Genomic DNA, 19903 nt, shown 5'->3' with positions numbered 1-19903 from the left:
AGAGTCATCGTGCAGCGCACGCTCTACGACCAGGACCACGAGGACTTCCGGGACGTCGTACGGGAGTTCGTCGCCCGCGAGGTTGTCCCGCACCAGGAGCGCTGGGAGACGGATCGCCTCATCGGCCGGGAGGTGTGGACCGCCGCCGGCAAGCAGGGTCTGCTGGGGCTCGCGGCCCCGGAGGGGTACGGCGGGGGCGGCCAGGCGGACTTCCGCTACCGCACCGTGATGATGGAGGAGTTCGCCAGGATCGGTGCCGCGTCGCTGGAGTCGGCGATCAGCGTCCACGACGACATCGTGCTGCCGTATCTGCTCGACCTGGGCACCGAGGAGCAGAAGCGGTGCTGGGTGCCCGGCATGTGCACGGGGGAGACCGTCTCCGCCATCGCGATGACGGAGCCCGGCGCGGGAAGCGACCTCCAGGGCATCCGCACCACGGCCGTCCGCGACGGCGACCACTGGGTGCTCGACGGTGCCAAGACCTTCATCACCAACGGCATCCAGTCCGACCTGGTCATCGTCCTCGCCCGCACCGACCCGGCCGCCGGGGCGCGCGGCATGAGCCTGTTCGTCGTCGAACGCGGGATGCCCGGCTTCACCCGGGGCCGCAAGCTCGACAAGATCGGCCTGCATGCCCAGGACACCGCGGAGCTGTTCTTCGACTCCGTGCGCGTGCCGGCCACCAACCTGCTGGGCACCGAGGGGCGCGGCTTCATGCACCTCATGGAGCGGCTGCCGCGCGAGCGCATGGCGATCGCGGTGTGGGCCCAGTGCGTCACCGAGACGGCACTGGAACAGACCCTGGAGTACTGCACCGAGCGCACCGCCTTCGGTAAGCCGGTCGCCGACTTCCAGCACAGCCGGTTCCTGCTTGCCGAGCTGACCACCCAGTCCGACGTCACCCGCGTCTACATCGACCGCGCCATCGAAGCACTCAATGACGGCACACTGACCGCCGTCGACGCGGCCAAGGCCAAGTGGTGGACCACCGAACTCCAGACGAAGACCGTCGACCGCTGCCTGCAACTCCACGGCGGATACGGCTACATGACCGAGTACCCCATCGCGCGCGCCTACCTCGATGCCCGCATCCAGACCATCTACGGCGGGACCACCGAGATCATGAAGGAGATCATCGGACGGTCCCTGGGGACCAGCGGAAAGGCGAGCTGATGAACCGCGACCACTGGCTGAGGCACATAGAACGACTCGACCCGGCGCGGGACTTCGAGGAGATACACCGCATCTCCGTGTACCACGAGTTCCCCTGGGACACGGTCCAGGCCCTCGGCTTCGCCCTCTACCGCACCTACGCCGTGCCCAGTATCGGCCGGCTCCTCGCCAGGACGGCGGAACTGACGGGGCGTTCGCAGAAGCGGTACGACGACACGGTCCTCATCCTCGACGCCGTCGTCGAACGCCTACTTCAAGATCGCAGTGATCGCGGAGGGCGTCCACGCCCGCTATCTGCAAGGCGTCACGGTGGGGGAGCGCTTCGCCGGCGCGGGCGACTCCGTGCCGGAGCTGGTGTGGGCCGGCCTCTCCGCTCTTGGGCGCGGATGGTGACGAGCATCCGGCGCTGTGCGAGGCCGTCAATACCACGGCGTCGGCCGGCGGCGTGTCGGCGACTGCGATCCTGCCCGGTTATGTGGACTCCGACATGAGCGCGTGGAACCACGGTCGTGTCCCGCCGACCGGGACGATCACCAGCGAGGACACCGCAGAGCTCATCGTCGCCCTGACCCTGAGCGGGCCCCCAGGGAACTCCAGGAACCCCAGGAAGGCAGACCAGAGGCATGAAGGACATCACCGCCGCCCTCTCCCATCACCCGGACAAGCCGTTCGCACTGGAGCGTGTCACGCTCGACACCCCGGGCGAGGGCGAGGTACTCGTCCGCATGGTGGCGAGCGGCATCTGCCATACCGACCTGCACTACAGGTCGCTGCTGCCGCCGGAGGGCGGACCGTACGTCCTCGGTCACGAGGGCACGGGCATCGTGGAGGAGACCGGCTCCGGTGTCACGGGCATCCGGCCAGGCGACCGGGTGGTCCTGAGCTACCGGCACTGCGGCGCGTGCGCCCAGTGCCGGGCCGGGCGTCCCGCCTACTGCGCGCGTCTCGGCGAGCTGAACGCGCCGGGCCCGCGCCCGGACGGCACGTACACCCTGCGCCAGGACGGCAAGCGGGTCACGGGCGGCTTCTTCGGGCAGTCCAGCTTCGCCACGCACGTGCTCGCGTCCGCCGACAACACGGTGGTCGTCGACGCGGACACCGACCTGCTGACCGCCGCGCCGCTCGGCTGCGGGGTGCAGACGGGGGTGGGCGCGGTACTCAACGTGCTGCGCCCGGAGCCGAGTTCCAGCCTCGTGGTGTACGGGGCGGGCGCGGTGGGGTGCGCGGCGCTGATGGCCGCGCGTGCCGAGGAGGTGGGCACCGTCGTCGCCGTGGACCCGGTGCCGGGCCGGCGTGAACTGGCGCTTCGCCTGGGCGCGACCGCCGTACTCGACCCGGCCTCCGACGATATCGTCGCAGCGGTACGGGAGTTGACCGGCGGCGGCGCCTCGCACGCCTTTGACACCTCCGGCGTACCCTCGGTGATCGCCGATGCGGCCCTCGCTCTCGGCCGGGCCGGCGTCCTCGTCCTGGTGGGCCTCGGCAAGCCCCAACTCACCGTGGACGTCGATGACATCATGCGGTGCGGCAAGACGCTGCGCGGCTGCATCGAGGGTGATGCCCGCCCCCAGGAGTTCATCCCGTACCTGCTCCGGATGCGCGCCAAGGGGCTGCTGCCACTCGAAGAGATCATCACGACCTACCCCTTCGCGGACATCGACCGCGCGGTCGCCGACTCTCACTCGGGCGTCACGGTCAAGCCGGTCCTGGTCTTCTGACAGCCACGTGCGTCACGCGCGCAGAGCGGGCCTTGTCCCCCCAAGGACAGGGCCCGCTCCGGCATGTGCCGTGCGCTCAACCGAGGTTCAGCAGCTCCTCGTTGTGCTCACCCGGCAGCGGCGTGGGTGTGACACCCGCCGGACCGAAGCCCGCGTACCGGGCCGGGGTGCGCACCACTGTCTCGGACCGGGCGCCGTCCGTGACCGTGACGGCGAGAGAGCTTTCGGCGAAGACCTCGGACGCGACCGCCTCTCTCCAGTTGTTGACCTTGGCCGCCATCAACCCGGCGTCGCGCAGCAGCTTCTCCCAGGCCGCGGCGGTGCGGGTGGCGAAGGTCGCGCTCAGTTCCCGGGTGAGGTCCGCGTTGTGCAGGGAGCGCTGTGCCTGGTCGGCGAAGCGCGGGTCGGCGGCCAGGTCGGGGCGCTCCAGGAGCTCGGTGAGCAGCGACCAGTGCTTGGGGACGTAGGCGGCGACCATCAGGTAGGTGCCCTCGGCGGCCGGGAACACGCCGGAGGGCGCGGTGGCGTACGGGGTGCGGCCGTCGGACGGCGGCCGGGACACGCCGGCGGAGTTCAGTGCCATGGTCAGGCTGTTCGACTGGAGGCTGCACGCCACGTCGTACATCGCGACGCGGACGACGTCCGCCGTGCCGTGTCGCTCCCGTCCCAGCAGCGCGGCGAGCACCGCCTGCGCGAGTACATGTCCGCTGGCCGCGTCGACGATGGTGGAGCGGACCGGCAGCGGGCGGCCGTCCTCCGTGGTCAGCCCGGTCATCAGGCCCGATTCGGCCTGGACGAGGATGTCGATGCCGGGGCGACGCCCCTGCTCGCCGTCACCTCCGTACGCCGAGAGTGAGGCGTAGACACATCGCGGATTGCGCGCCTGGACGGCCTTCGCCCCGAGGCCCAGGCGGTCCAGAACCCCGGGGCGGAAGGCGTCGAGGATCACGTCAGTGGTGTCGGCCAGGGTGAGGACCTGCTCCCGGCCCTCGTCCGTGCGCAAATCCACCATCACCGACTTCTTGCCCCTGTTGTTCGGCAGGAAGTACGGCGCGATGTGCTCCAGGCCGGGCGTGGTTGAGGTGATGCGGCGGGCGGCCTCACCGCCGGGTGCCTCGATCTTGACGACCTCGGCGCCGAGGTCGGCGAGGACGGTTCCGGCCAGCGGGCCGGCCACGTTCTGGGTGAAGTCGAGGACGCGGTAGCCGTCCAGCGGGCGGGGGTGGTCGGTCATGCGGCTCTCCTGTGGGCAGACGGTCAGGCGACAGGGCGATCAGTCGACGGGACGGAAGACAGGGACGGCTTCACCGTCCCCGGGCCGTTCGAAGGCGAGGGACAGCGGCAGCCCGGCGGCGAGCGAGGCCGGCTCGGCGCCTACGAGGCGGCCGTGCAGCCACGGCCCCTCCGCCGACTCCACCAACGCGGCGATCGCCTGTGGGACTTCGCCTCCGTCGGCGGCCGGACGGCCGTGCACCACGGTCCAGCTGACCAGCGCGGCGGAGCCGGAGGCGACCTGCCAGTTCAGCCGGTCGCCGCCGCAGGAGGGACAGGTGAGCGTGCGCGGCGCGGCCCAGGCGGGGCAGTCCGCGCAGCGGCGCAGGAGCAACTCGCCGCGTGCGGTGGCGTCGTAGAACGGCGCCGAGGCGTCGTCACGGGTGACGGTGTGGGTGGGCACAGGAACCTCCCGGCGGTCAGTCGTTGTCGGCATGGGGGCTGAGGACGAGCGTCGAGTGGTGGTCGAGGATGCCGCCGTTGCCGCTGACCAGAACCACGTCGTTGGCCGGCGCCTGCCGCTCACCGCCCTTGCCCCGGGCCTGGATGACGGCCTCGGAGAGCGGGGTCATGCCCCACATGTAGTACGAGGAGAGCTGGCCGCCCCCGGTGTTCACGGCCAGCCTTCCCCCGCCCGGAGCCAGCGCCCCGGAGGCCGCGAACGGGCCGCCCTCGCCCTTCTCGCAGAAGCCGTAGTCCTCCAGCGAGAGCAGCGCGGTGAAGGTGTAGCAGTCGTACAGTTCTGCCACGGTCACGTCCGCGATGCTCAGCCCCGCCATCTTCAGCGCGGCGGGACCCGACTGGGCGGCGCCGCTCCTCAGCCCCAGTTCGCTGTCGCGGTGCTCGGGGTAGCCGGGGTGGCTCTGCGCCCAACCGCGCACGTGCACCGGCGGTTTGGGTAGGTGGGCGGCGCGCTCGGCGGTGGTGACGACGACGGCCACGCCCCCGTTGCTGACCAGGCAGCAGTCGAGCAGCCGCAGGGGCTCGGCGATCCACCGGGAGTTCTGGTGGTCGTCCAGGGTGATCGGGTCGCGCAGCTGGGCGCGCGGGTTCTTGGCCGCCCACTGCCGCTGGGCCACGGCGATGGCGCCGAGCTGCTCGGAGGTCGTGCCGTACGTCTCCATGTGGCGGCGGGCGGCGAGGGCGTAGAGCGCGTTGACGCTGGTGAGCCCGGCGGCCGGGAGCAGAGCGTCGAAGCCGACGGGGGCGCGCCGCCCCGCGTACGCGGCCGAGCTGCGCCTGCCCTCGGTCAGGGGCGCGTCGGCGAAGACGCAGACGACCGTCTCCGCCATGCCCGCCTGGACTGCCATGGACGCGTAGCTCACCATGGCGCCCGCCGAGGCGCCGTATGCCTGGATCTCGGACGACAGCCGCAGGTCGCGCAGTTGGAGGCGGCGCTGGAGGCCGAGGCCCATGCCACCGGTCAGGCCGGTGTTGGTCAGCATTCCGTCGACGTCGGCGAGGCTCAGGCCCGCGTCGGCGACGGCGAGGCGGACGGCCTCGGCGGCGAAGTCCTCGGCGCTACGGCCGTAGACGCGGCCCATCTCGGTGATGCCGAGCCCCGCGATGGCGGGCCGGCGTGCGGGACGTGCGGTCAGCGGGCCTGCCACTGCGGGCTCCTCTTCTCGGCGAAGGCGCGCGGGCCCTCTTGGGCGTCGTGGGTGGCGAGGAGCGCGCGGATCTCACGGTCGCTGTGCGCCCACGCGCTCTCCTCGTCGGGAATCCGGCCATCGAGGATGCCGAGGGCCACGCGCTTGCTCGCCTGCACGGCGAGCGGGGCGTTGGCGCAGATCCGCTCGGCGAGGGCGAGGGCCGCGTCCACCACCTCGGCGGCGGGCACGACCCGGTTGACCAGGTCGAGTTCGAGGGCGCGGGCGGCGGTGACGGGCTCGCCGGTGAGGATCATCTCCATGGCGGCCTTGCGCGGCAGCTGCTGGGCGAGGCGGAAGACGCCACCCGCCGCGGCGAAGATGCCCCGCGAGACCTCGGGCAGCCCGAAGGCGGCGGTATCGGCGGCGACGGCCAGATCGCTGGCCAGAGTCAGCTCGGTTCCTCCGCCGAGGGCGAGGCCGTTGACGGCGGCGATGGTGGGCTTGCCGATGGCGTGCCGTACATAGCCGGCGAAGCCCCACTCCGGGTGGCCGGGGGCGTGCAGAGACTCGCCGCGGGCCAGTGCCTTCAGGTCGGCGCCCGCGCAGAAGGCACGGTCCCCGGCGCCGGTGAGGACGACGGCCCACACGTCTGGATCGTGCTCGGCCTCCTCCAGCGCGCCGCCGACGGCGGCGCTGAGGGCGGCGTCGACGGCGTTCATGACGTGAGGCCGGTTCAGCGTCACCAGCAGCGTGTGCCCGTGGCGCTCGGTGAGAGCGGCGGGCGGCGGAGGTGACGTGGGCGGCGGCGTGGAGGCGGCACCGGATGAGCTCATGGACGTACTCCCGAAGGTGGGGACAGGAGGGCCGGCAGCAGCCCTCCCGAAATACAGACCGCATCGGTCTCAAAATCGCGATGCCATGATGGCGTGGACAACCACTGTGTGCAAGAGGCATCTATCCGGCAGGAGGAAGCGGGACATGGCCGCCACGACCGGTGAGGGGGCGCAGCGCGGACGGCCCCGGGACCCGGACTTCGAGGACCGGGTCTACGACGCGGCGGTGCAGGTCTACGGCTACGCCGGGCTGGACGGCTTCTCGATCGGAGCCGTCGCACGCCGCGCCCGGGTGGGCAAGGCCTCCCTGTACCTGCGCTGGCCCGACCGGGAGACCCTGCTGAGGGAGGCGCTCGACGCGCGCATCGTGCTCGACACTCACATCGACACCGGGGACCTACGGGCCGATCTGCGCCGCCTCGCGCAGCAGATGCTGGAGATGTTCTGGAGCGACATTGGGCTCGCGTTCATGCGCCGCGTCGTGGACGCCACCGTCCACCCCGAGGTCTTCGGCTTCCGCCATCGCGAGGGCAGCCCGACGGTGCTCGCCGCCCGGCGCCTGGTGCACAACGCCGTGGACCGGGGCGACCTGCCACCCGGAAGCAGTCCGACAGTGCTCATGGACCTCCTCTTCGGAGCCACGATGATGCATGCCACGGTCACACCGGTCTCGATGCGCGACAAGGCCCGTGCCCGCGCGGACGACTACCTCGACGAACTCGTCGACACGATCCTGGCCGGCATGAACAGGGCGACAGCGCAGGGAGGTCGAGGGGCTTGAGTGCTCACTTCACGCGGCCGTGCGGAGTGGGCCACACCCGAGCCCCCACGGTGCGCAGCGAGATCGCGACATAGCGGTCGGCGATCTCCTCGGGCGACAGCGACCCGTCGGCGCGGTACCAGCCGCTCACTGCCTGGCACATGCCGAGCAGCGCCCGTGTGGTGTCGGGAGCGCTGTCCACCTCGAACAGCCCCTGGGTCACGCCTTCTTCGACGATCTCCAGGAGCAGCTCCTCCAGTTCCTTCCGCAGCGCCGCGTACTGTTTCCGGTTGTCCGGTTCCAGATAGCGCAGTTCGGCGTCGAGTACGGCTGTCGCCGCCCGGTGAGTCATGTGCAGCACGATGCACTCGACCACGCGGGCGAACCGCTCCAGCACCCGGCCCTCGGCCTCCGCGTCCGCCACCCGCGCCCGCCGCAGCACCTCGCCCATCGCGCCCTCGAGCAGCGCCACGAGCAGTCCCTGCTTGTTGTCGAAGCGGTAGTAGATCATCGGCAGACTGACCCCGGCCCGACGTGCGACGTCCCGCACCGACGTCCCGTGGTAGCCGTGCTCGCGGAACTCCTCGAGGGCGGCCGCCAGGATCGGGTGCAGGTCGAGTGGCGCGAACACGCGCCAGTCGTCGATCCGTGCCCCGGAACCGGGAGTCGCGTTCTGCTTGGCCGCGCGAGGCGCCTTCGTCGCCATCAGTCCATTACTCCTCGCCACCGCTGTCGACGGGCATCTGACCGCATTCTAACGAACGCTAGGTAGCCTCAGGGAGTGGAAGGGGGGTGAGGTACACCTCGATGAGTCGGGTGAGTTCGTCGATGATCGACTCACGGTCGAGCGGTGGGGGATCGAGGACGTAGCCGACCGTCACGGACTCGATGGTGCGCACGAGGATCCAGGCGGCCGAATGCACCGGCCTCGCGGCGGGACGGTGCTGGTGCTGGAACAGGAGCGCGGTGGTGACGAGGTCGTCGATGCGCCGGACGAACTCGGCTCGCTGCGGATTGGCGCTGCGAGGCAGCTGCTCGTAGACAACGCGGAGCAGACCGGCGTCGCCTTCCAGGGCGTCCAGCAGGGCCCTGATGGTGCTCCGCACGCTGTCGGTGGCCTCGAGGTTGGATACGAACGCATCGGTGATGCGAAGGTGCAGCCTCCATGGGCGCCGTACTGCACACCCTGAACCTGCGCCTCCACCCCGACCAGCTCGGCTACGTCATCGAGCACGCCGAGGACCGCGTCCTGCTGGTGGACTCCACCCTGCTGGGCCTGCTCGGCCAGGTCCGGGAGCGGCTCGGCACCGTCCGGCACGTCGTGGTCATCGGCGACGCCAGCGGCGATGTCAGCGGTGACGGTGAACTGCCGGATCTGCCCGACCACATCGCCGTACACCGCTGGGACGACCTGGTCGCCGACGAGCGGCCCGGCTTCGCGTGGTCGACGGTCGACGAACGTTCCGCCGCCGCCCTGTGCTACACCACCGGCACCACCGGCGACCCCAAGGGCGTCGCCTACAGCCACCGTTCGATCGCGCTGCACACGCTCGGAGTCTCGGGCGGCGGCGGTGCGGCGATGGGCGACCGCACCGCCGTCGACGCGGCCAAGGCGAAGTGGTGGGCCATTGAACTCCAGACCAAGACCGTCGATGCCTGCTTCAACTGCACGGCGGCTACGGCTACATGGCGGAATACCCGATCGGGCGAGCCTACCTCGACGCTCGCATCCAGACCATCTACGGTGGGACCACCGAGATCACGAAGGAGATCATCGGCCGGTCCCTGGCGAGCAGCGGAAAGGCAGGCCGATGAAACGCGACCACTGGCTGAGGCACATCGAACGCCTCGATCCCGAGAGGGACTTCGAGGAGATCCACCGCATCTCCGTCTACCACGAGTTCCCCTGGGACACCATCCAGGCCCTCGGCTTCGCCCTCTACCGTACCTACGCCGTGCCGAGCATCGGCCGGCTCCTCGCCGAGACCGCGGAACTGACGAAGCGCTCGCAGAAGCGGTACGACGACACGGTCCTGATCCTCGACGCCATCGTCGAACACGGCTTCGCCTCGCAGCAGGGCCGTGAGGCGGTGCGCCGCATGAACCAGATGCACCGCCGCTACGACATCTCCAACGACGACTTCCGCTACGTGCTCGCCACCTTCGTCGTCGTCCCCAAGCGCTGGATGGACAGCTACGGCTGGCGCCCCCACGGCCCGAAGGAGATCAGCGGGCTCACCAACTACTACCGGGCGCTGGGCAAGCACATGAACATCCAGGACATCCCGGAGACGTACGAGGAGTTCGAGTACTTCCTCGACGCTTACGAGCGCGAACACTTCACCTACGACGAGGGCGCGGTGGCCGTCTCCGATGCCACGCTGGTCCTGATCGCCTCCTGGTATCCGGGCCCGCTCAGGAAGGTCATGCGCGCCGTGTCGGTCTGTCTGATGGACGATGCGCTGCTGAAGGCCTTCGGCTACCGGCCCCCGCATCGGCTGCTGCGGTCGGCGGCGCGCGGCGCACTGCGCCTGCGTGGACGCGCGGTGCGCCTGCTGCCCCCGCGCCGCAAGCCCTTCCCCGCCCGTCGGTCGCCCAACGTGCGGGGCTACAAGGACGGTTACCGCGTCGCTGAACTCGGCACGTTCGCGCCGGGTTCCTGCCCGGTGCCGCACGCGGGCAACGCCGCGGCCGTCTCCGCCGAGGAATCGGAGGCATGAGGGACGTCGTCGCTGCCCTCTCTCGACGGGCGGTTCGCCCTGGAGCGCGTCACGCTCGCCGCCCCACGCCCGGGCGCGAAGTGCTCGTCCGGATGGTGGCGAGCGGCGTCTGCCACACCGACCCGCACTACCGGTCCGTGCTGTCGTACGGGCGCGGTCCGTATGTCCTCGGCCACGAAGGTGCGGGCATCGTCGAGGAGACCGGCCCGGGCGTCACCGGGATCCGACCGGGGCGGCCGGGTGGTGCTCAGCTACCGGCACTGCGGCGCGTGCGAGCACTGCCGGGCGGGACGCATCGCGTACTGCGACGCATCGCGTACCGCGCGCGGCTCGGCGAGCTGAACGCGCCCGGTACGCGCCCGGACGGGGCGTGAACTGACACTCCGCCTGGGTGCGACGGCCGCGTTGGATCGGGCCGCCGTCGATGTCGTCGACGCGGCGCCGGTCTCCATGCGGAGAAGGCCCGCGCCCGTGCGGACACTTATCTCGAACGAACTGGAGGACACGATCCTGGCCGGAATGAACAGGGCCACGGCGCAGGGGAGTTGACCGCGCCGAAGTGGTGTCCTGGAGATGCCTCGAAGGCTTACTTCGCCCGGCCGCGCGGAGCGGGCCTGACCCGCGCCCCGACGGTGCGCAGCGAGATCGCCACATAGCGATCGGCGATCTCCTCGGGCGGCAGCGATCCGTCGGTGCGGTACCAGCCGCTCACCGCCTGACACATGCCGAGCAGCGCCCGCGTGGTGTCGGGGGCACTGTCCACCTCGAACAGTCCCTCGGTCACGCCCTCTTCGACGATCTCCAGGAGCAGTTCCTCCAGTTCTTCCGCAGGGCCGCGTACTTCTTCCGGTTGCCGGGCTCCAGGTAGCGCAGTTCGGCGTCGAGCCCGGCCGTGGCCGCCCGGTGGGTCATGTGCAGCACGACGCACTCGACGACATGGGCGAACCGCTCCAGCACCCGGCCCTCGGCCTCCGCGTCGGCCAGTCGTGCCCGCCGCAGCACCTCGCTCATCGCGCCCTCGAGCAGCGCCACGAGCAGCCCTTGCTTGTTGTCGAACCGGTAGTAGATCATCGGCAGGCTGACCCCGGCCCGGCGTGCGACGTCCCGCACGGATGTCCCGTGGTACCCGTGCTCACGGAACTCCTCCAGGGCGGCCGCCAGGATCGGGTGCAGCTCGAGCGGTGCGAACGCGCGCCAGTCGTCGATCCGCACCTCGGCGTCGGAAGTCGCGCGCTGCTTGGCCTCGCCAGTCGCTTTCGCCGCCACTTGCCTGCTCCTCCGCCGCTGTCGCCAGGTTGTGGACTGTATTCTAACGAACGCTAAGTAGAAACTCAGTGCGTCATTCCCTCGCGCCCCGCGAGGTCGATGGCTCGCTGGCGCGCGGCGACGGCGGCCGGTCGACCCCGGCTGCGCTCAGCCGTGGTCGGCCGATGTCACGAAACCGCGGATCAACGTGCTCAGGGCTTCCGGCTGTTCGAGGGTGCTGCTGTGTCCTGAGTCCGCTATGACCTCCAGGCGGGCCCCGGTGATGGCGTTTGCGATGCGTTCAGCGTTGGCGTGCGGTGTGGCCACGTCGTCGGCTCCGACGGCGACCAGCGTGGGTACGGACACGCGGGCGAGCTCGTCGTGGACGGGCGGGCGGTGGACGACCCCGAGCACGGCCTTGCGTATGCCTGACCGTTCGCAGCGTCGCAGGCGTCGTATCCACTCGTCGATGACGGTCCCGCTTGCCTCGGAGCCGAGGAAGGCGGGACCGAACATGGCGGCCTTCACCTTCCCCAGGGTCGGCCGGACCCCCGCGATCCGGTAGACGTTGGCCAGCAGGCGGTACTCGCCGGCCTTGCCGGGGTCCTCCTCGTCCGCGCTCGTGTCGAGCAGGGTGAGGGATCGGAGCAGTTCGCCGTGGCGGGCCGCGATGCGTTGGCCCACGAAACCGCCCATCGAGAGGCCGACGTAGTGGACCGGCCCGAGGCCGAGACGTCCGATCAGTGCGACGGCGTCGGCGGTGAGGGTGTCCATGTCGTACCCGGAGCGCGTGGCGGGTGTGTCGCCCTGGCCGCGCCAGTCCAGGGTCACACACCGGTACTCCCGGCGGAGCGCCTCGACCTGAGGGTGGAACATCCAGCCGCTGAAGAGCAGTCCGTGGCCGAAGACGACGGCGGGTGCGTCGGGATTTCCGGGAGGAGCGCCGGTGTCGGTGTAGAAGATGGACGCACCGTTGACGTCGACGGTGGGCATGTGCGGCTCCTTCACGCTCGGAGGCGGCTTCGCCTTCGGGTGGCAGCAGAGCATAGGGGTGGAGGACGGTGGTCGCGGAAGGCGGGGGAGGGGCCCGCGCGGGTCGTGGAGCGGCCCGCTGTCACCGATCGCAGCCGCGCTGACCGGGCTGTCCACCGCACTCGGCCGGGGCAACGGTGCCGTCGCCGTGACTTCGGGCGGCGCCCTGCTGCCCCCAGGGCTGCTCACCTACCGCTGAGGCTGCGCCCCGGGAATTCGGGCCGGAATATGAGACTGGTTTTATAAGGCGATGAAAGGGCGCGTTTATGCGAACAGATGATCGATGCCGTCGCGGGGGAAAAGTCGCGCAGATGCGGATCCGTGTTAAAATTGACCTAAGTTGCAGTTGTGGTTCCCGAAACTTCAAGTGCTCTGGCGGTCGTATACCGTCGGGCGCTTTCGTGTCTCCGGTGCTCATCCGGACGGGGTTCATTGTGGCAACGTAGGGGATCGCAAGAATGCGATCCCGGGTACGGCCCCGAAGGGGATATGGAATGGCTACTGGCACCGTCAAGTGGTTCAACGCGGAAAAGGGCTTCGGCTTCATCGAGCAGGACGGCGGAGGCCCGGACGTCTTCGCCCACTACTCCAACATCGCCAGCCAGGGCTATCGTGAGCTCCAGGAAGGTCAGAAGGTGAATTTCGACGTCACGCAGGGACCCAAGGGTCCGCAGGCGGAGAACATCACTCCCGCCTGATGTCGCGCTGACGTCGCGTCGATGAGTCGGCTGGGGTCTCACTTTCCATGTGAGGCCCCAGCCGGTTGTTTATGCTTTCCGATAATTTTTGTTTCACATTACGTTCGGCTCGTTCTTGCGACTATCCGGCTTGTTCCTGTCGGGAATTCCTCGAGGCGCGCCCTTTCGAGGAAGGTTCTCCATGGACCAGTCAACTCCCGCGAACGACCGTTCGCGCCCACAGGGTGAGGTCGCGCTGCCGTCCACCGCCACGCCGGTCCTCCCCGCGGTCTCGACCTTCGACGAACTGGCCATGCCCGCCGAGTTGTTGAAGATGCTCCCCACGCTCGGTGTGCACGAGCCGTTCCCGATCCAGGCGGCCACGCTGCCGAACGCCCTCGCCGGGCGCGACGTCCTGGGACGCGGGCGCACCGGATCGGGCAAGACGCTCGCCTTCGGTCTGGCGCTCCTCGTACGCACGGCCGGGCAGCGTGCCGAGTCGCGCAAGCCGCTGGCCCTGGTCCTCGTCCCCACGCGCGAGCTGGCCCAGCAGGTCACCGATGTCCTCACCCCGTACGCCCGGTTGCTGAAGCTGCGGCTGGCCACCGCGGTCGGGGGCATGCCCATCAACAAGCAGGCCGGTGTGCTGCGCGACGGAGCCGAGGTGGTCGTCGCGACGCCTGGTCGCCTCATCGATCTCGTCGAGAGCAGGCACTGCCGCCTGGACCGTGTGAACATCACCGTCCTGGACGAGGCCGACCAGATGGCCGACATGGGCTTCATGCCCCAGGTCACCGAACTGCTGGACCAGGTACGCCCCGACGGTCAGCGCATGCTGTTCTCGGCCACGCTGGACGACGACGTCGACCTGCTGGTCCGCCGTTACCTCCGTGATCCGGTGGTCCACTCGGTCGACCCGTCGGCAGGCTCGGTGGCGACGATGGAGCATCACGTGCTGCACGTGCACGGCGCCGACAAGTACGCCACCGCAACCGAGATCGCCGCCCGCGACGGGCGCGTGCTCATGTTCCTGGACACCAAGCACGCCGTCGACCGGTTCACCAAGCACCTGCTGAGCAGCGGTGTGAAGGCAGCGGCACTGCACGGGGGCAAGTCGCAGCCCCAGCGCACCCACACCCTGGCCCGGTTCAAGACCGGTGACATCACGACGCTGGTGGCCACCAACGTCGCGGCCCGGGGTATCCACGTCGAGGACCTCGACCTCGTCGTCAACGTCGACCCGCCCAGCGATCCCAAGGACTACCTGCACCGCGGCGGCCGTACCGCCCGCGCCGGCGCGTCCGGCAGTGTCGTCACGTTGGTCCTGCCCGACCAGCGCAGGGACATGGCCCGCCTCCTGTCCGACGCGGGCATCAGGCCGCAGGTGACGCAGGTCCGCTCCGGCGAGGCCGAGTTGAGCCGCATCACCGGCGCCCAGGCTCCCTCCAACGTCCCCGTCGCCGGCAGTGGCGCCGTCGCGGAGCGCCCCCAGCGCGGCGGTGCGCCCTTCCGCGGCATGGGCACCCGCCGGGGGCAGCCCGGTCGCGGCGGCGGCGAGTCCCGCCGCTCTGCCGAGGCCCGCCAGATCGCGGAGGCCCGCAAGGCCGCCCGGGTACGCCGGGGCGCGTAGCGCGAGCACGGACGCGCGGGGCGGTCGCCGGACGCCTGGATGGCAGCGATCTGGCGGGCCACCGCCGCCCCCTTCGAGACGCCGCCGCGGTGCCATACGGCGGTCGCCCAGGCGCGTTCCAGGTCCTCGTCGGGCGCGTACGTCGTCGATCCGACGTGCGCGAGCATCGCCAGATGCCGCTCGACGGACTCCTCGACAGTGCGGGCGGGCGGCCGAGCCATCCGGAGCAGGGTCGACGGCGCCGGCTGCCCCACCCGCCGGTTGCCGGTGGTGGAGAAGATCGAGGTCAGGGTGGCGGTGCGGTCAGGGTGCCGGGCCGCCACCGTCTGCGCGATCATGCCGCCCATGGACATGCCGACCAGATGGGCGCGGTCGACGCCGAGGTGGTCGAGGAGGCCGTGGGCGTCGGTGGCCATGTCGCCCAGGTCGTAGGAGTCCGGCCGGGGTCGGGCCAGCAGCTGCCGCAGCCGTCCCGGAGGCGGTGTGCCGATCCGGCTGGAGCGTCCGGCGTCCCGGTTGTCGTACCGGATCACCCGGAAACCGCGCTCGATGAAGCCGCGGACCATCCGCTGCGGCCAGGAGGTGAGGTCGAGACCCAGGCCGGCGACGAGGAGAAGCGGGGGCCCGTCGGCCGGACCCTTCACGCGGTAGCGGATCCGGACGTCGCCCGGGAGGTCGACGAACCGGTCCTCGGACGCATCCGGAGGCGTCGTGCCGGTCAGCTCGCTCTCGGCGCTCACCGCGCGACCGCCGTTTCCGTAGCCGTAGCCGGAGCGGCCTCGACCCGGGTGAAATGCAGCTCCGGGTCGACGACGCTGTCGGCGCGCAGCAGCTTGACGTCGGAGTGGTAGTCCATCGACGTCAGCCAGGGCATCCGGTCGCCCTGGCGGGGCAGCTGGTCGACCGCGCGCTGGATGTACCCGGCGGCGAAGTCGAGGAACGGCCGGGTCGGCATCGCCGGATCGGCCACCTCGGGGCGGCAGATGTCGTGACCATGAGTGTCCATGTGGGCGAGCAGCCGGCAGAAGTGCTCGCACAGCAGGCCGACCTTCAGCGTCCAGGAGCTGTTGGTGTAGCCGATCGAGAAGGCCAGGTTGGGGATCCCGGAGAGCATCATGCCCTTGTAGGCGACGGTGTCGGCCAGGCGGATCTCCTCGCCGTCGACGGTGACCTGGATGCCGCCGAACGCCTGCACGCTCAGGCCGGTCGCGGTGACGACGATGTCGGCGTCGAGTTTGCGCCCGGATGCGAGTCGTACGCCGTTCTCGGTGAACGTGGTGATCCGGTCGGTGACGACCGAGGCCTTTCCGGCGCGGATGGTCTTGAAGAGGTCACCGTCGGGCACCGCGCACAGGCGCTGGTCCCAGGGGTCGTACGGAGGGTTGAAGTGCTCGTCGACCGGATAACCGGCGGGCAGCAGACGGGCGTTGACCCACCGGATCAACCGGCGCGCGGCCTTGGGGTACCGCTGGCAGAGGGCCCAGATGAGGCGCTGCTGGGCGATGTTCTTGCGCCGGGTGAGCGCGTAGCCCCGCTCCTGCCCGAGGAACTTCTTCAACGCGTTGGCGACGACGTCCTTCCTCGGGACCGGCAGGATGTACGACGGCGTCCGCTGGAGCATCGTCACGTGCGCGGCGGTCTCGGCCATCGCGGGGAGCAGCGTGACGGCTGTGGCGCCGCTGCCGATCACCAGGACCCGCTTGCCCGCGTAGTCCAGGTCCTCGGGCCACTGCTGCGGGTGCACGATCGTGCCGCGGAAGCGTTCGCGGCCCTCGAAGTGCGGGGTGAATCCCTCCTCGTAGCGGTAGTAGCCGCCGGCGCAGAAGAGCCAGGCGCACGTGAGCGTCGTCCGCTCGCCGGTGTCGGCGCGCTCGACGAGCACCGTCCACCGCGCCCGGTCGGTCGACCAGGACACGGAGACCACCTTGTGGTGGTAGCGGATGTGGCTGTCCAGGCCGTTCTCGGTCGCGGTCTCGCGCAGGTACGTCAGGATGCGCGGCGCGGAGGCGATGGACTCCTCGTCCCGCCACGGCTTGAACTCGTAACCGAAGGTGTGCAGGTCCGAGTCGGACCGGATGCCCGGGTAGCGGAACAGGTCCCAGGTCCCGCCGGAGGCCTCCCGTGCCTCCAGGATCGCGAAGCTCTTCGACGGCAGTTCGGTCTTCAGATAGCGACCGGCCCCGATACCGGAGATGCCGGCGCCGATGATCAGGACGTCGAGATGTTCGACGGCGGACGAGGCCGGGGCGGACGAAGCAGGGGCGGGTGAGGCTGAGGCAGCAGACATGGGCGGCGACTCCAGAGGGCGACGTGCGGCTCGACCATGGTGAGGTGTGGCGAAGAGGGCGGCCAGGCGCAGTGTGCACCAGATGCGCGTGTGCATGGTGCACTGTGCACCGCTACAGTCCTCGTATGCCGCTGTGGAACCCGCCGTCACCCCGGGTACGGGAACTGATCCGCCGAGGCGCGGAGATCGCGCTCAACCCCCGGCAGGAGTGGATCGACGAACTCGACGCGGCCACACTCGCCGGCGACGCGCAGCAAACGATCGCCGCCGACCCCGTGCTCGCCGCCGGGACGCGTCGGACCAACCGGTCCAACCTGCTGTTCTGGGCCGCGTCCAACGTCCGCGCCCCGGGTGAACCGGTGCCGGCGAACGTGGGAGACGCGCCCTTGGCCATCGCCCGGGACCTCGTGCGGCGTGGCCTCGACGAATCCGCCCTCGACACCTATCGGGTCGGCCAGGGCGTCGCCGTGCGCCTGTGGACCCAGATCGCCTGCTCGCTCACCGACGACACCGAGGAGCTGCGCGAACTGCTCGACGTGTCGCTGCGCTCCATCTCCGCCTTCGTCGACGACACCGTGGCCGCCCTCGCCGCGCGGATGCACATCGAGCGCGGCGAGCTCACCCGCGGCACCCACGCCGAACGCCGCGAGATCGTCACCCTCCTCCTGGACGGCGCACCGATCACCCGGCAGCATGCCGAGAACCGGCTGGGCTACGCGCTGGACCCGACGCACACCGCGGCCGTCGTGTGGACCGACGATCCCGACACCGATCTCCATCAACTCGACCGTGCCGCCGACTCCCTCGCCAACGCGGCTGACCAGTCACGGCCGTTGAGCGTCATCGCCAGCGCCGCGACCCGCTGGGTGTGGGTCCACGGTAGCCCCGACGCGGACCAAGTGCGGGTCGGCCTGGACCGGTTGCCAGCCGTACGCGTCGCGCTCGGCTCGACGGCCCCCGGCATCGACGGCTTCCGCCGCAGTCACCTCGACGCGCTCACCACCCAGCAGATGCTGGCCCGGCTCTCGTCCACGCAGCGCCTGGCCTCCTACGACGAGGTCGAACTCGTCACGCTCCTCACCCAGGACCCCGAACGCGCCGACCGCTTCGTCACCCGCACTCTCGGCGACCTGGCGTCGGCGCCGGCCGAACTCACCGAGACGGTACGTGTCTTCGTCGCCGAACAGTGCAACGCCTCCCGCGCCGCCGCCCGTCTCTTCACCCACCGCAACACCCTGCTCCGGCGCCTCGCCCGCGCCGACCAACTGCTGCCGCTCCCGCTCGCCGCTCACACCCTCGACGTCGCGGCCGCCCTCGAATTCATCCGGTGGCGCGGACGCGACTGACCTGCGGACGCCCCGAGTCCGGCCCAACCCGGCTCCCACCCACGTTGACCACTGTCGCGGCATCACCCAGGGCCCGCTCGATCCGGTCGGCGACCCGCGGATCCGGCCGTCTCGTGGCGCTGTAGGTCGCGCCGATACGGTCGTAGGTCACCATGACGGCTATGTTGCCCGCGTGGGGTACCCGCGACACGGGACGGGGCAGGGGGAGGGGCAGGGGCATGGCATGTGAACCGGCACAGACGTGCCGCAGCAGGTGGTGACGGTCCTTGTCGCCCACGAGGTCTGCGAACGCCGCGACGTCCTCCTCGGTGAGGAGAACACGACGTCACATCACTCTCGTTCATCACTCTCAGCCGGCCGGCCGGTCGAGCCGCCGCGTCGGCGTGAACGCGTACAGCCCCAGGATCTCCGGAAGCGGCGCGATGCCGGGGCCGCCCGCACGTACCCACTCCATGACGTCCTCGGTCGCCGCGGAATCGTTCACCAGGCCCAGCCACACCGGTCGGCCACCCACGGCCCGGCCCTCAGCCGACGGCTGGACGACGATCACATTGGCCTGGTCGCACGCGTCGAGGCACTCGGAGATGCGGACCGGCACCTCGGCGCGCAGGCGCGCGGTCTGCGCGGCGTGATCGACGCCGGGCACCTTCGGGCTGCCGCAGCAGCAGTCCCGGCACACGACGACCCGGCACGGCACCGGCCCGGCCTCTTGTGCGAGGGCTACGTTCGCTACGTCCGCCGCATCCGGTACGTCCGCTGCTTCCGCCGGCGTTTCGGGCATGCCCATCAACTCCTCTCCCGGGGAGATCCGCCCCGGTATCGCTTCGAGGAGGCGACGGCGTGAGTCTCCTGGCTCTCGGCTCGTCGCGGCTCGGGCAGTTGCCGCCCGAGCCGCGACGAGCCGATCACAGTGGCGGGACCGCGCCGGATTCACACCGGCTTCCTCGGACCGCCGTCGCCTTGCTTTCGATCATCATCCCATCGGCGCCGACACCCTTGATGGTGCAACGGCGTGGGGTGTGCCGGCGACGCCGTCGCTACTCGGCTTCCTCCGCAAGCGACTTGATGCCGCCCAACGTCGCCTCCATGTTCGTACGGAGCTCCCCGAGTCGGAAGGCCATGATCTCCTCCTCGCGCTCCGGCGCCCGGTCGATCGCCGCGCTGAGCCCGGAGCGCCCCGGCCCGATCTCGGCGACCTGCCGCAGCGTGGTGCCCGACCCCTCGGGCGCCAACTCGAAGCGCCACGTGGCCATGCGCTTCTCGGGATCGCTCACCGGGTCCCCGTACCGGCCGTCCGGATCCACCACGGCCCAGCCGAACACCCGCCCCTCGACCAGCTCGACGACATGCGAGACGGTCCGCCACTCGCCGATCATCCGGTGGCGGTTGTAGCCCGCGAAGCGCGCCCCCACCGCGGGCCCCGCCGCGCCTTCGAGCCATTCCGCGCGCTGGAGTTCAGGGCTCAGCCGGGCCGGCAGACCGATGTCGGTGACCAACTCCCACACCCGCTCCGGATCCGCCTCGACGTACACGTCACAGCTCACACTCGGCCCGTCGGCGTACCTCACGTTGCCCTCCCTCGTAGCGGGGAACCACCCGGCCCCCGGCGGCGACTGGC

22 protein-coding genes, 4 pseudogenes and 1 riboswitch are annotated in these 19903 nt (G+C 70.5%); of the genes and pseudogenes, 13 read left to right on the top strand and 13 right to left on the bottom strand.

What is annotated here, in order from left to right:
- Window positions 1-9 precede the first annotated feature (9 nt).
- From QFZ74_RS02825 to QFZ74_RS02810, 4 genes and pseudogenes are all read left to right on the top strand, one after another.
- On the top strand, window positions 10-1173 hold the full coding sequence (locus QFZ74_RS02825; protein WP_307619184.1) for an acyl-CoA dehydrogenase family protein: 1164 nt from the start codon (window positions 10-12) through the stop codon (window positions 1171-1173).
- Window positions 1173-1418: pseudogene (locus tag QFZ74_RS02820) on the top strand (DUF2236 domain-containing protein); the annotation flags it as partial. The gene QFZ74_RS02825 and the pseudogene QFZ74_RS02820, both read left to right, overlap by 1 nt.
- A 19-nt stretch (window positions 1419-1437) precedes the next feature.
- Complete coding sequence (locus QFZ74_RS02815; protein WP_307624323.1) at window positions 1438-1566, top strand: hypothetical protein; 129 nt, start codon at window positions 1438-1440, stop codon at window positions 1564-1566.
- Window positions 1567-1796: 230 nt separating this feature from the next.
- A complete protein-coding gene (locus QFZ74_RS02810; protein WP_307619183.1) occupies window positions 1797-2891 on the top strand; it encodes an NAD(P)-dependent alcohol dehydrogenase in 1095 nt (364 codons plus the stop codon).
- Between the two features lie 76 nt (window positions 2892-2967).
- Here QFZ74_RS02810 and QFZ74_RS02805 read toward each other — a convergent pair whose 3' ends face one another.
- From QFZ74_RS02805 to QFZ74_RS02790, 4 genes are read right to left on the bottom strand one after another with little or no spacing between them, the layout of a single operon-like run.
- Entirely contained in the window at window positions 2968-4125 is a 1158-nt protein-coding gene (locus tag QFZ74_RS02805) for a CoA transferase (protein ID WP_307619182.1), read from the bottom strand.
- Window positions 4126-4164: 39 nt separating this feature from the next.
- Complete coding sequence (locus QFZ74_RS02800) at window positions 4165-4566, bottom strand: Zn-ribbon domain-containing OB-fold protein (RefSeq protein WP_307619181.1); 402 nt, start codon at window positions 4564-4566, stop codon at window positions 4165-4167.
- Between the two features lie 16 nt (window positions 4567-4582).
- Window positions 4583-5773: a thiolase family protein gene (locus QFZ74_RS02795; protein ID WP_307619180.1), complete on the bottom strand. Its 1191-nt coding sequence runs from the start codon at window positions 5771-5773 to the stop codon at window positions 4583-4585.
- Window positions 5758-6588 carry an enoyl-CoA hydratase-related protein gene (locus QFZ74_RS02790; protein ID WP_307619179.1) on the bottom strand — a complete coding sequence of 277 codons (831 nt, stop codon included), beginning with the start codon at window positions 6586-6588 and terminating at the stop codon, window positions 5758-5760. Before QFZ74_RS02790 ends, QFZ74_RS02795 begins: the two co-directional genes overlap by 16 nt.
- Window positions 6589-6733: 145 nt before the next feature.
- On the opposite strand from QFZ74_RS02790, the gene QFZ74_RS02785 reads away from it, so the two are divergent.
- Window positions 6734-7369, top strand: coding sequence for a TetR/AcrR family transcriptional regulator (locus tag QFZ74_RS02785; RefSeq protein ID WP_307619178.1), 636 nt, complete (start codon window positions 6734-6736; stop codon window positions 7367-7369).
- A 4-nt stretch (window positions 7370-7373) separates the two neighbouring features.
- On the opposite strand, the gene QFZ74_RS02780 is transcribed toward QFZ74_RS02785, so the two are convergent.
- Together QFZ74_RS02780 and QFZ74_RS02775 are read right to left on the bottom strand one after the other, a co-directional pair.
- Window positions 7374-8054 (bottom strand): TetR/AcrR family transcriptional regulator, encoded by a 681-nt coding sequence (locus tag QFZ74_RS02780; protein WP_307619177.1) that lies wholly within the window; start codon window positions 8052-8054, stop codon window positions 7374-7376.
- 58 nt (window positions 8055-8112) lie between these two features.
- Window positions 8113-8454: a hypothetical protein gene (locus QFZ74_RS02775; RefSeq protein WP_307619176.1), complete on the bottom strand. Its 342-nt coding sequence runs from the start codon at window positions 8452-8454 to the stop codon at window positions 8113-8115.
- 59 nt (window positions 8455-8513) lie between these two features.
- Here QFZ74_RS02775 and QFZ74_RS02770 point away from each other — a divergent pair.
- The 4 genes and pseudogenes from QFZ74_RS02770 to QFZ74_RS02755 form a co-directional block, all read left to right on the top strand.
- Window positions 8514-8846: pseudogene (locus QFZ74_RS02770) on the top strand (AMP-binding protein); the annotation flags it as partial.
- An 84-nt stretch (window positions 8847-8930) separates the two neighbouring features.
- A pseudogene (locus tag QFZ74_RS02765) lies at window positions 8931-9163 on the top strand (acyl-CoA dehydrogenase family protein); the annotation flags it as partial.
- Window positions 9160-10068, top strand: a complete 909-nt coding sequence (locus tag QFZ74_RS02760; RefSeq protein WP_307619175.1) for an oxygenase MpaB family protein — start codon at window positions 9160-9162, stop codon at window positions 10066-10068. The pseudogene QFZ74_RS02765 and the gene QFZ74_RS02760, both read left to right, overlap by 4 nt.
- The gene (locus QFZ74_RS02755) at window positions 10065-10442 is read left to right on the top strand and encodes an alcohol dehydrogenase catalytic domain-containing protein (RefSeq protein WP_373462337.1); all 378 of its coding nucleotides are present in this window, start codon (window positions 10065-10067) and stop codon (window positions 10440-10442) included. Before QFZ74_RS02760 ends, QFZ74_RS02755 begins: the two co-directional genes overlap by 4 nt.
- Window positions 10443-10654: 212 nt before the next feature.
- Here QFZ74_RS02755 and QFZ74_RS02750 read toward each other — a convergent pair whose 3' ends face one another.
- From QFZ74_RS02750 to QFZ74_RS02740, 3 genes are all read right to left on the bottom strand, one after another.
- Entirely contained in the window at window positions 10655-10879 is a 225-nt protein-coding gene (locus QFZ74_RS02750; RefSeq protein ID WP_373462462.1) for a hypothetical protein, read from the bottom strand.
- Window positions 10849-11334, bottom strand: a complete 486-nt coding sequence (locus QFZ74_RS02745) for a TetR/AcrR family transcriptional regulator (RefSeq protein WP_307619173.1) — start codon at window positions 11332-11334, stop codon at window positions 10849-10851. Before QFZ74_RS02745 ends, QFZ74_RS02750 begins: the two co-directional genes overlap by 31 nt.
- Window positions 11335-11481: 147 nt before the next feature.
- Window positions 11482-12306 carry an alpha/beta fold hydrolase gene (locus QFZ74_RS02740; RefSeq protein WP_307619172.1) on the bottom strand — a complete coding sequence of 275 codons (825 nt, stop codon included), beginning with the start codon at window positions 12304-12306 and terminating at the stop codon, window positions 11482-11484.
- Here QFZ74_RS02740 and QFZ74_RS02735 point away from each other — a divergent pair.
- The 3 genes from QFZ74_RS02735 to QFZ74_RS02725 all read left to right on the top strand — a co-directional run bounded on the left by QFZ74_RS02735 (window position 12287) and on the right by QFZ74_RS02725 (window position 14652).
- A complete protein-coding gene (locus QFZ74_RS02735) occupies window positions 12287-12544 on the top strand; it encodes a hypothetical protein (protein ID WP_307619171.1) in 258 nt (85 codons plus the stop codon). The genes QFZ74_RS02740 and QFZ74_RS02735 overlap by 20 nt on opposite strands.
- Before the next feature lie 295 nt (window positions 12545-12839).
- Window positions 12840-13043 (top strand): cold-shock protein, encoded by a 204-nt coding sequence (locus QFZ74_RS02730; RefSeq protein ID WP_307619170.1) that lies wholly within the window; start codon window positions 12840-12842, stop codon window positions 13041-13043.
- A gap of 181 nt (window positions 13044-13224) precedes the next feature.
- Window positions 13225-14652 (top strand): DEAD/DEAH box helicase, encoded by a 1428-nt coding sequence (locus tag QFZ74_RS02725; protein WP_307619169.1) that lies wholly within the window; start codon window positions 13225-13227, stop codon window positions 14650-14652.
- Window positions 14653-14936: 284 nt separating this feature from the next.
- Here the strand turns inward: QFZ74_RS02725 and QFZ74_RS02720 are convergent.
- A pseudogene (locus QFZ74_RS02720) lies at window positions 14937-15296 on the bottom strand (alpha/beta fold hydrolase); the annotation flags it as partial.
- A gap of 92 nt (window positions 15297-15388) precedes the next feature.
- Window positions 15389-16939, bottom strand: coding sequence for an NAD(P)/FAD-dependent oxidoreductase (locus QFZ74_RS02715; protein ID WP_307619168.1), 1551 nt, complete (start codon window positions 16937-16939; stop codon window positions 15389-15391).
- A 125-nt stretch (window positions 16940-17064) separates the two neighbouring features.
- Between QFZ74_RS02715 and QFZ74_RS02710 the strand changes: the two genes are divergently transcribed.
- Window positions 17065-18285, top strand: coding sequence for a CdaR family transcriptional regulator (locus tag QFZ74_RS02710; protein WP_307619167.1), 1221 nt, complete (start codon window positions 17065-17067; stop codon window positions 18283-18285).
- 349 nt (window positions 18286-18634) lie between these two features.
- On the opposite strand, the gene QFZ74_RS02705 is transcribed toward QFZ74_RS02710, so the two are convergent.
- Both QFZ74_RS02705 and QFZ74_RS02700 read right to left on the bottom strand, forming a co-directional pair.
- Complete coding sequence (locus QFZ74_RS02705) at window positions 18635-19066, bottom strand: (2Fe-2S) ferredoxin domain-containing protein (RefSeq protein ID WP_307619166.1); 432 nt, start codon at window positions 19064-19066, stop codon at window positions 18635-18637.
- Between the two features lie 61 nt (window positions 19067-19127).
- Window positions 19128-19231, bottom strand: a riboswitch (cobalamin riboswitch).
- Window positions 19232-19322: 91 nt separating this feature from the next.
- Window positions 19323-19853: an SRPBCC family protein gene (locus QFZ74_RS02700; protein WP_307619165.1), complete on the bottom strand. Its 531-nt coding sequence runs from the start codon at window positions 19851-19853 to the stop codon at window positions 19323-19325.
- Window positions 19854-19903: the final 50 nt, after the last annotated feature.

Origin of the sequence: Streptomyces sp. V3I7 (assembly GCF_030817495.1) — a bacterium.
Taxonomy (GTDB): domain Bacteria; phylum Actinomycetota; class Actinomycetes; order Streptomycetales; family Streptomycetaceae; genus Streptomyces.
This window is presented reverse-complemented; position numbering and strand designations above follow the sequence as displayed.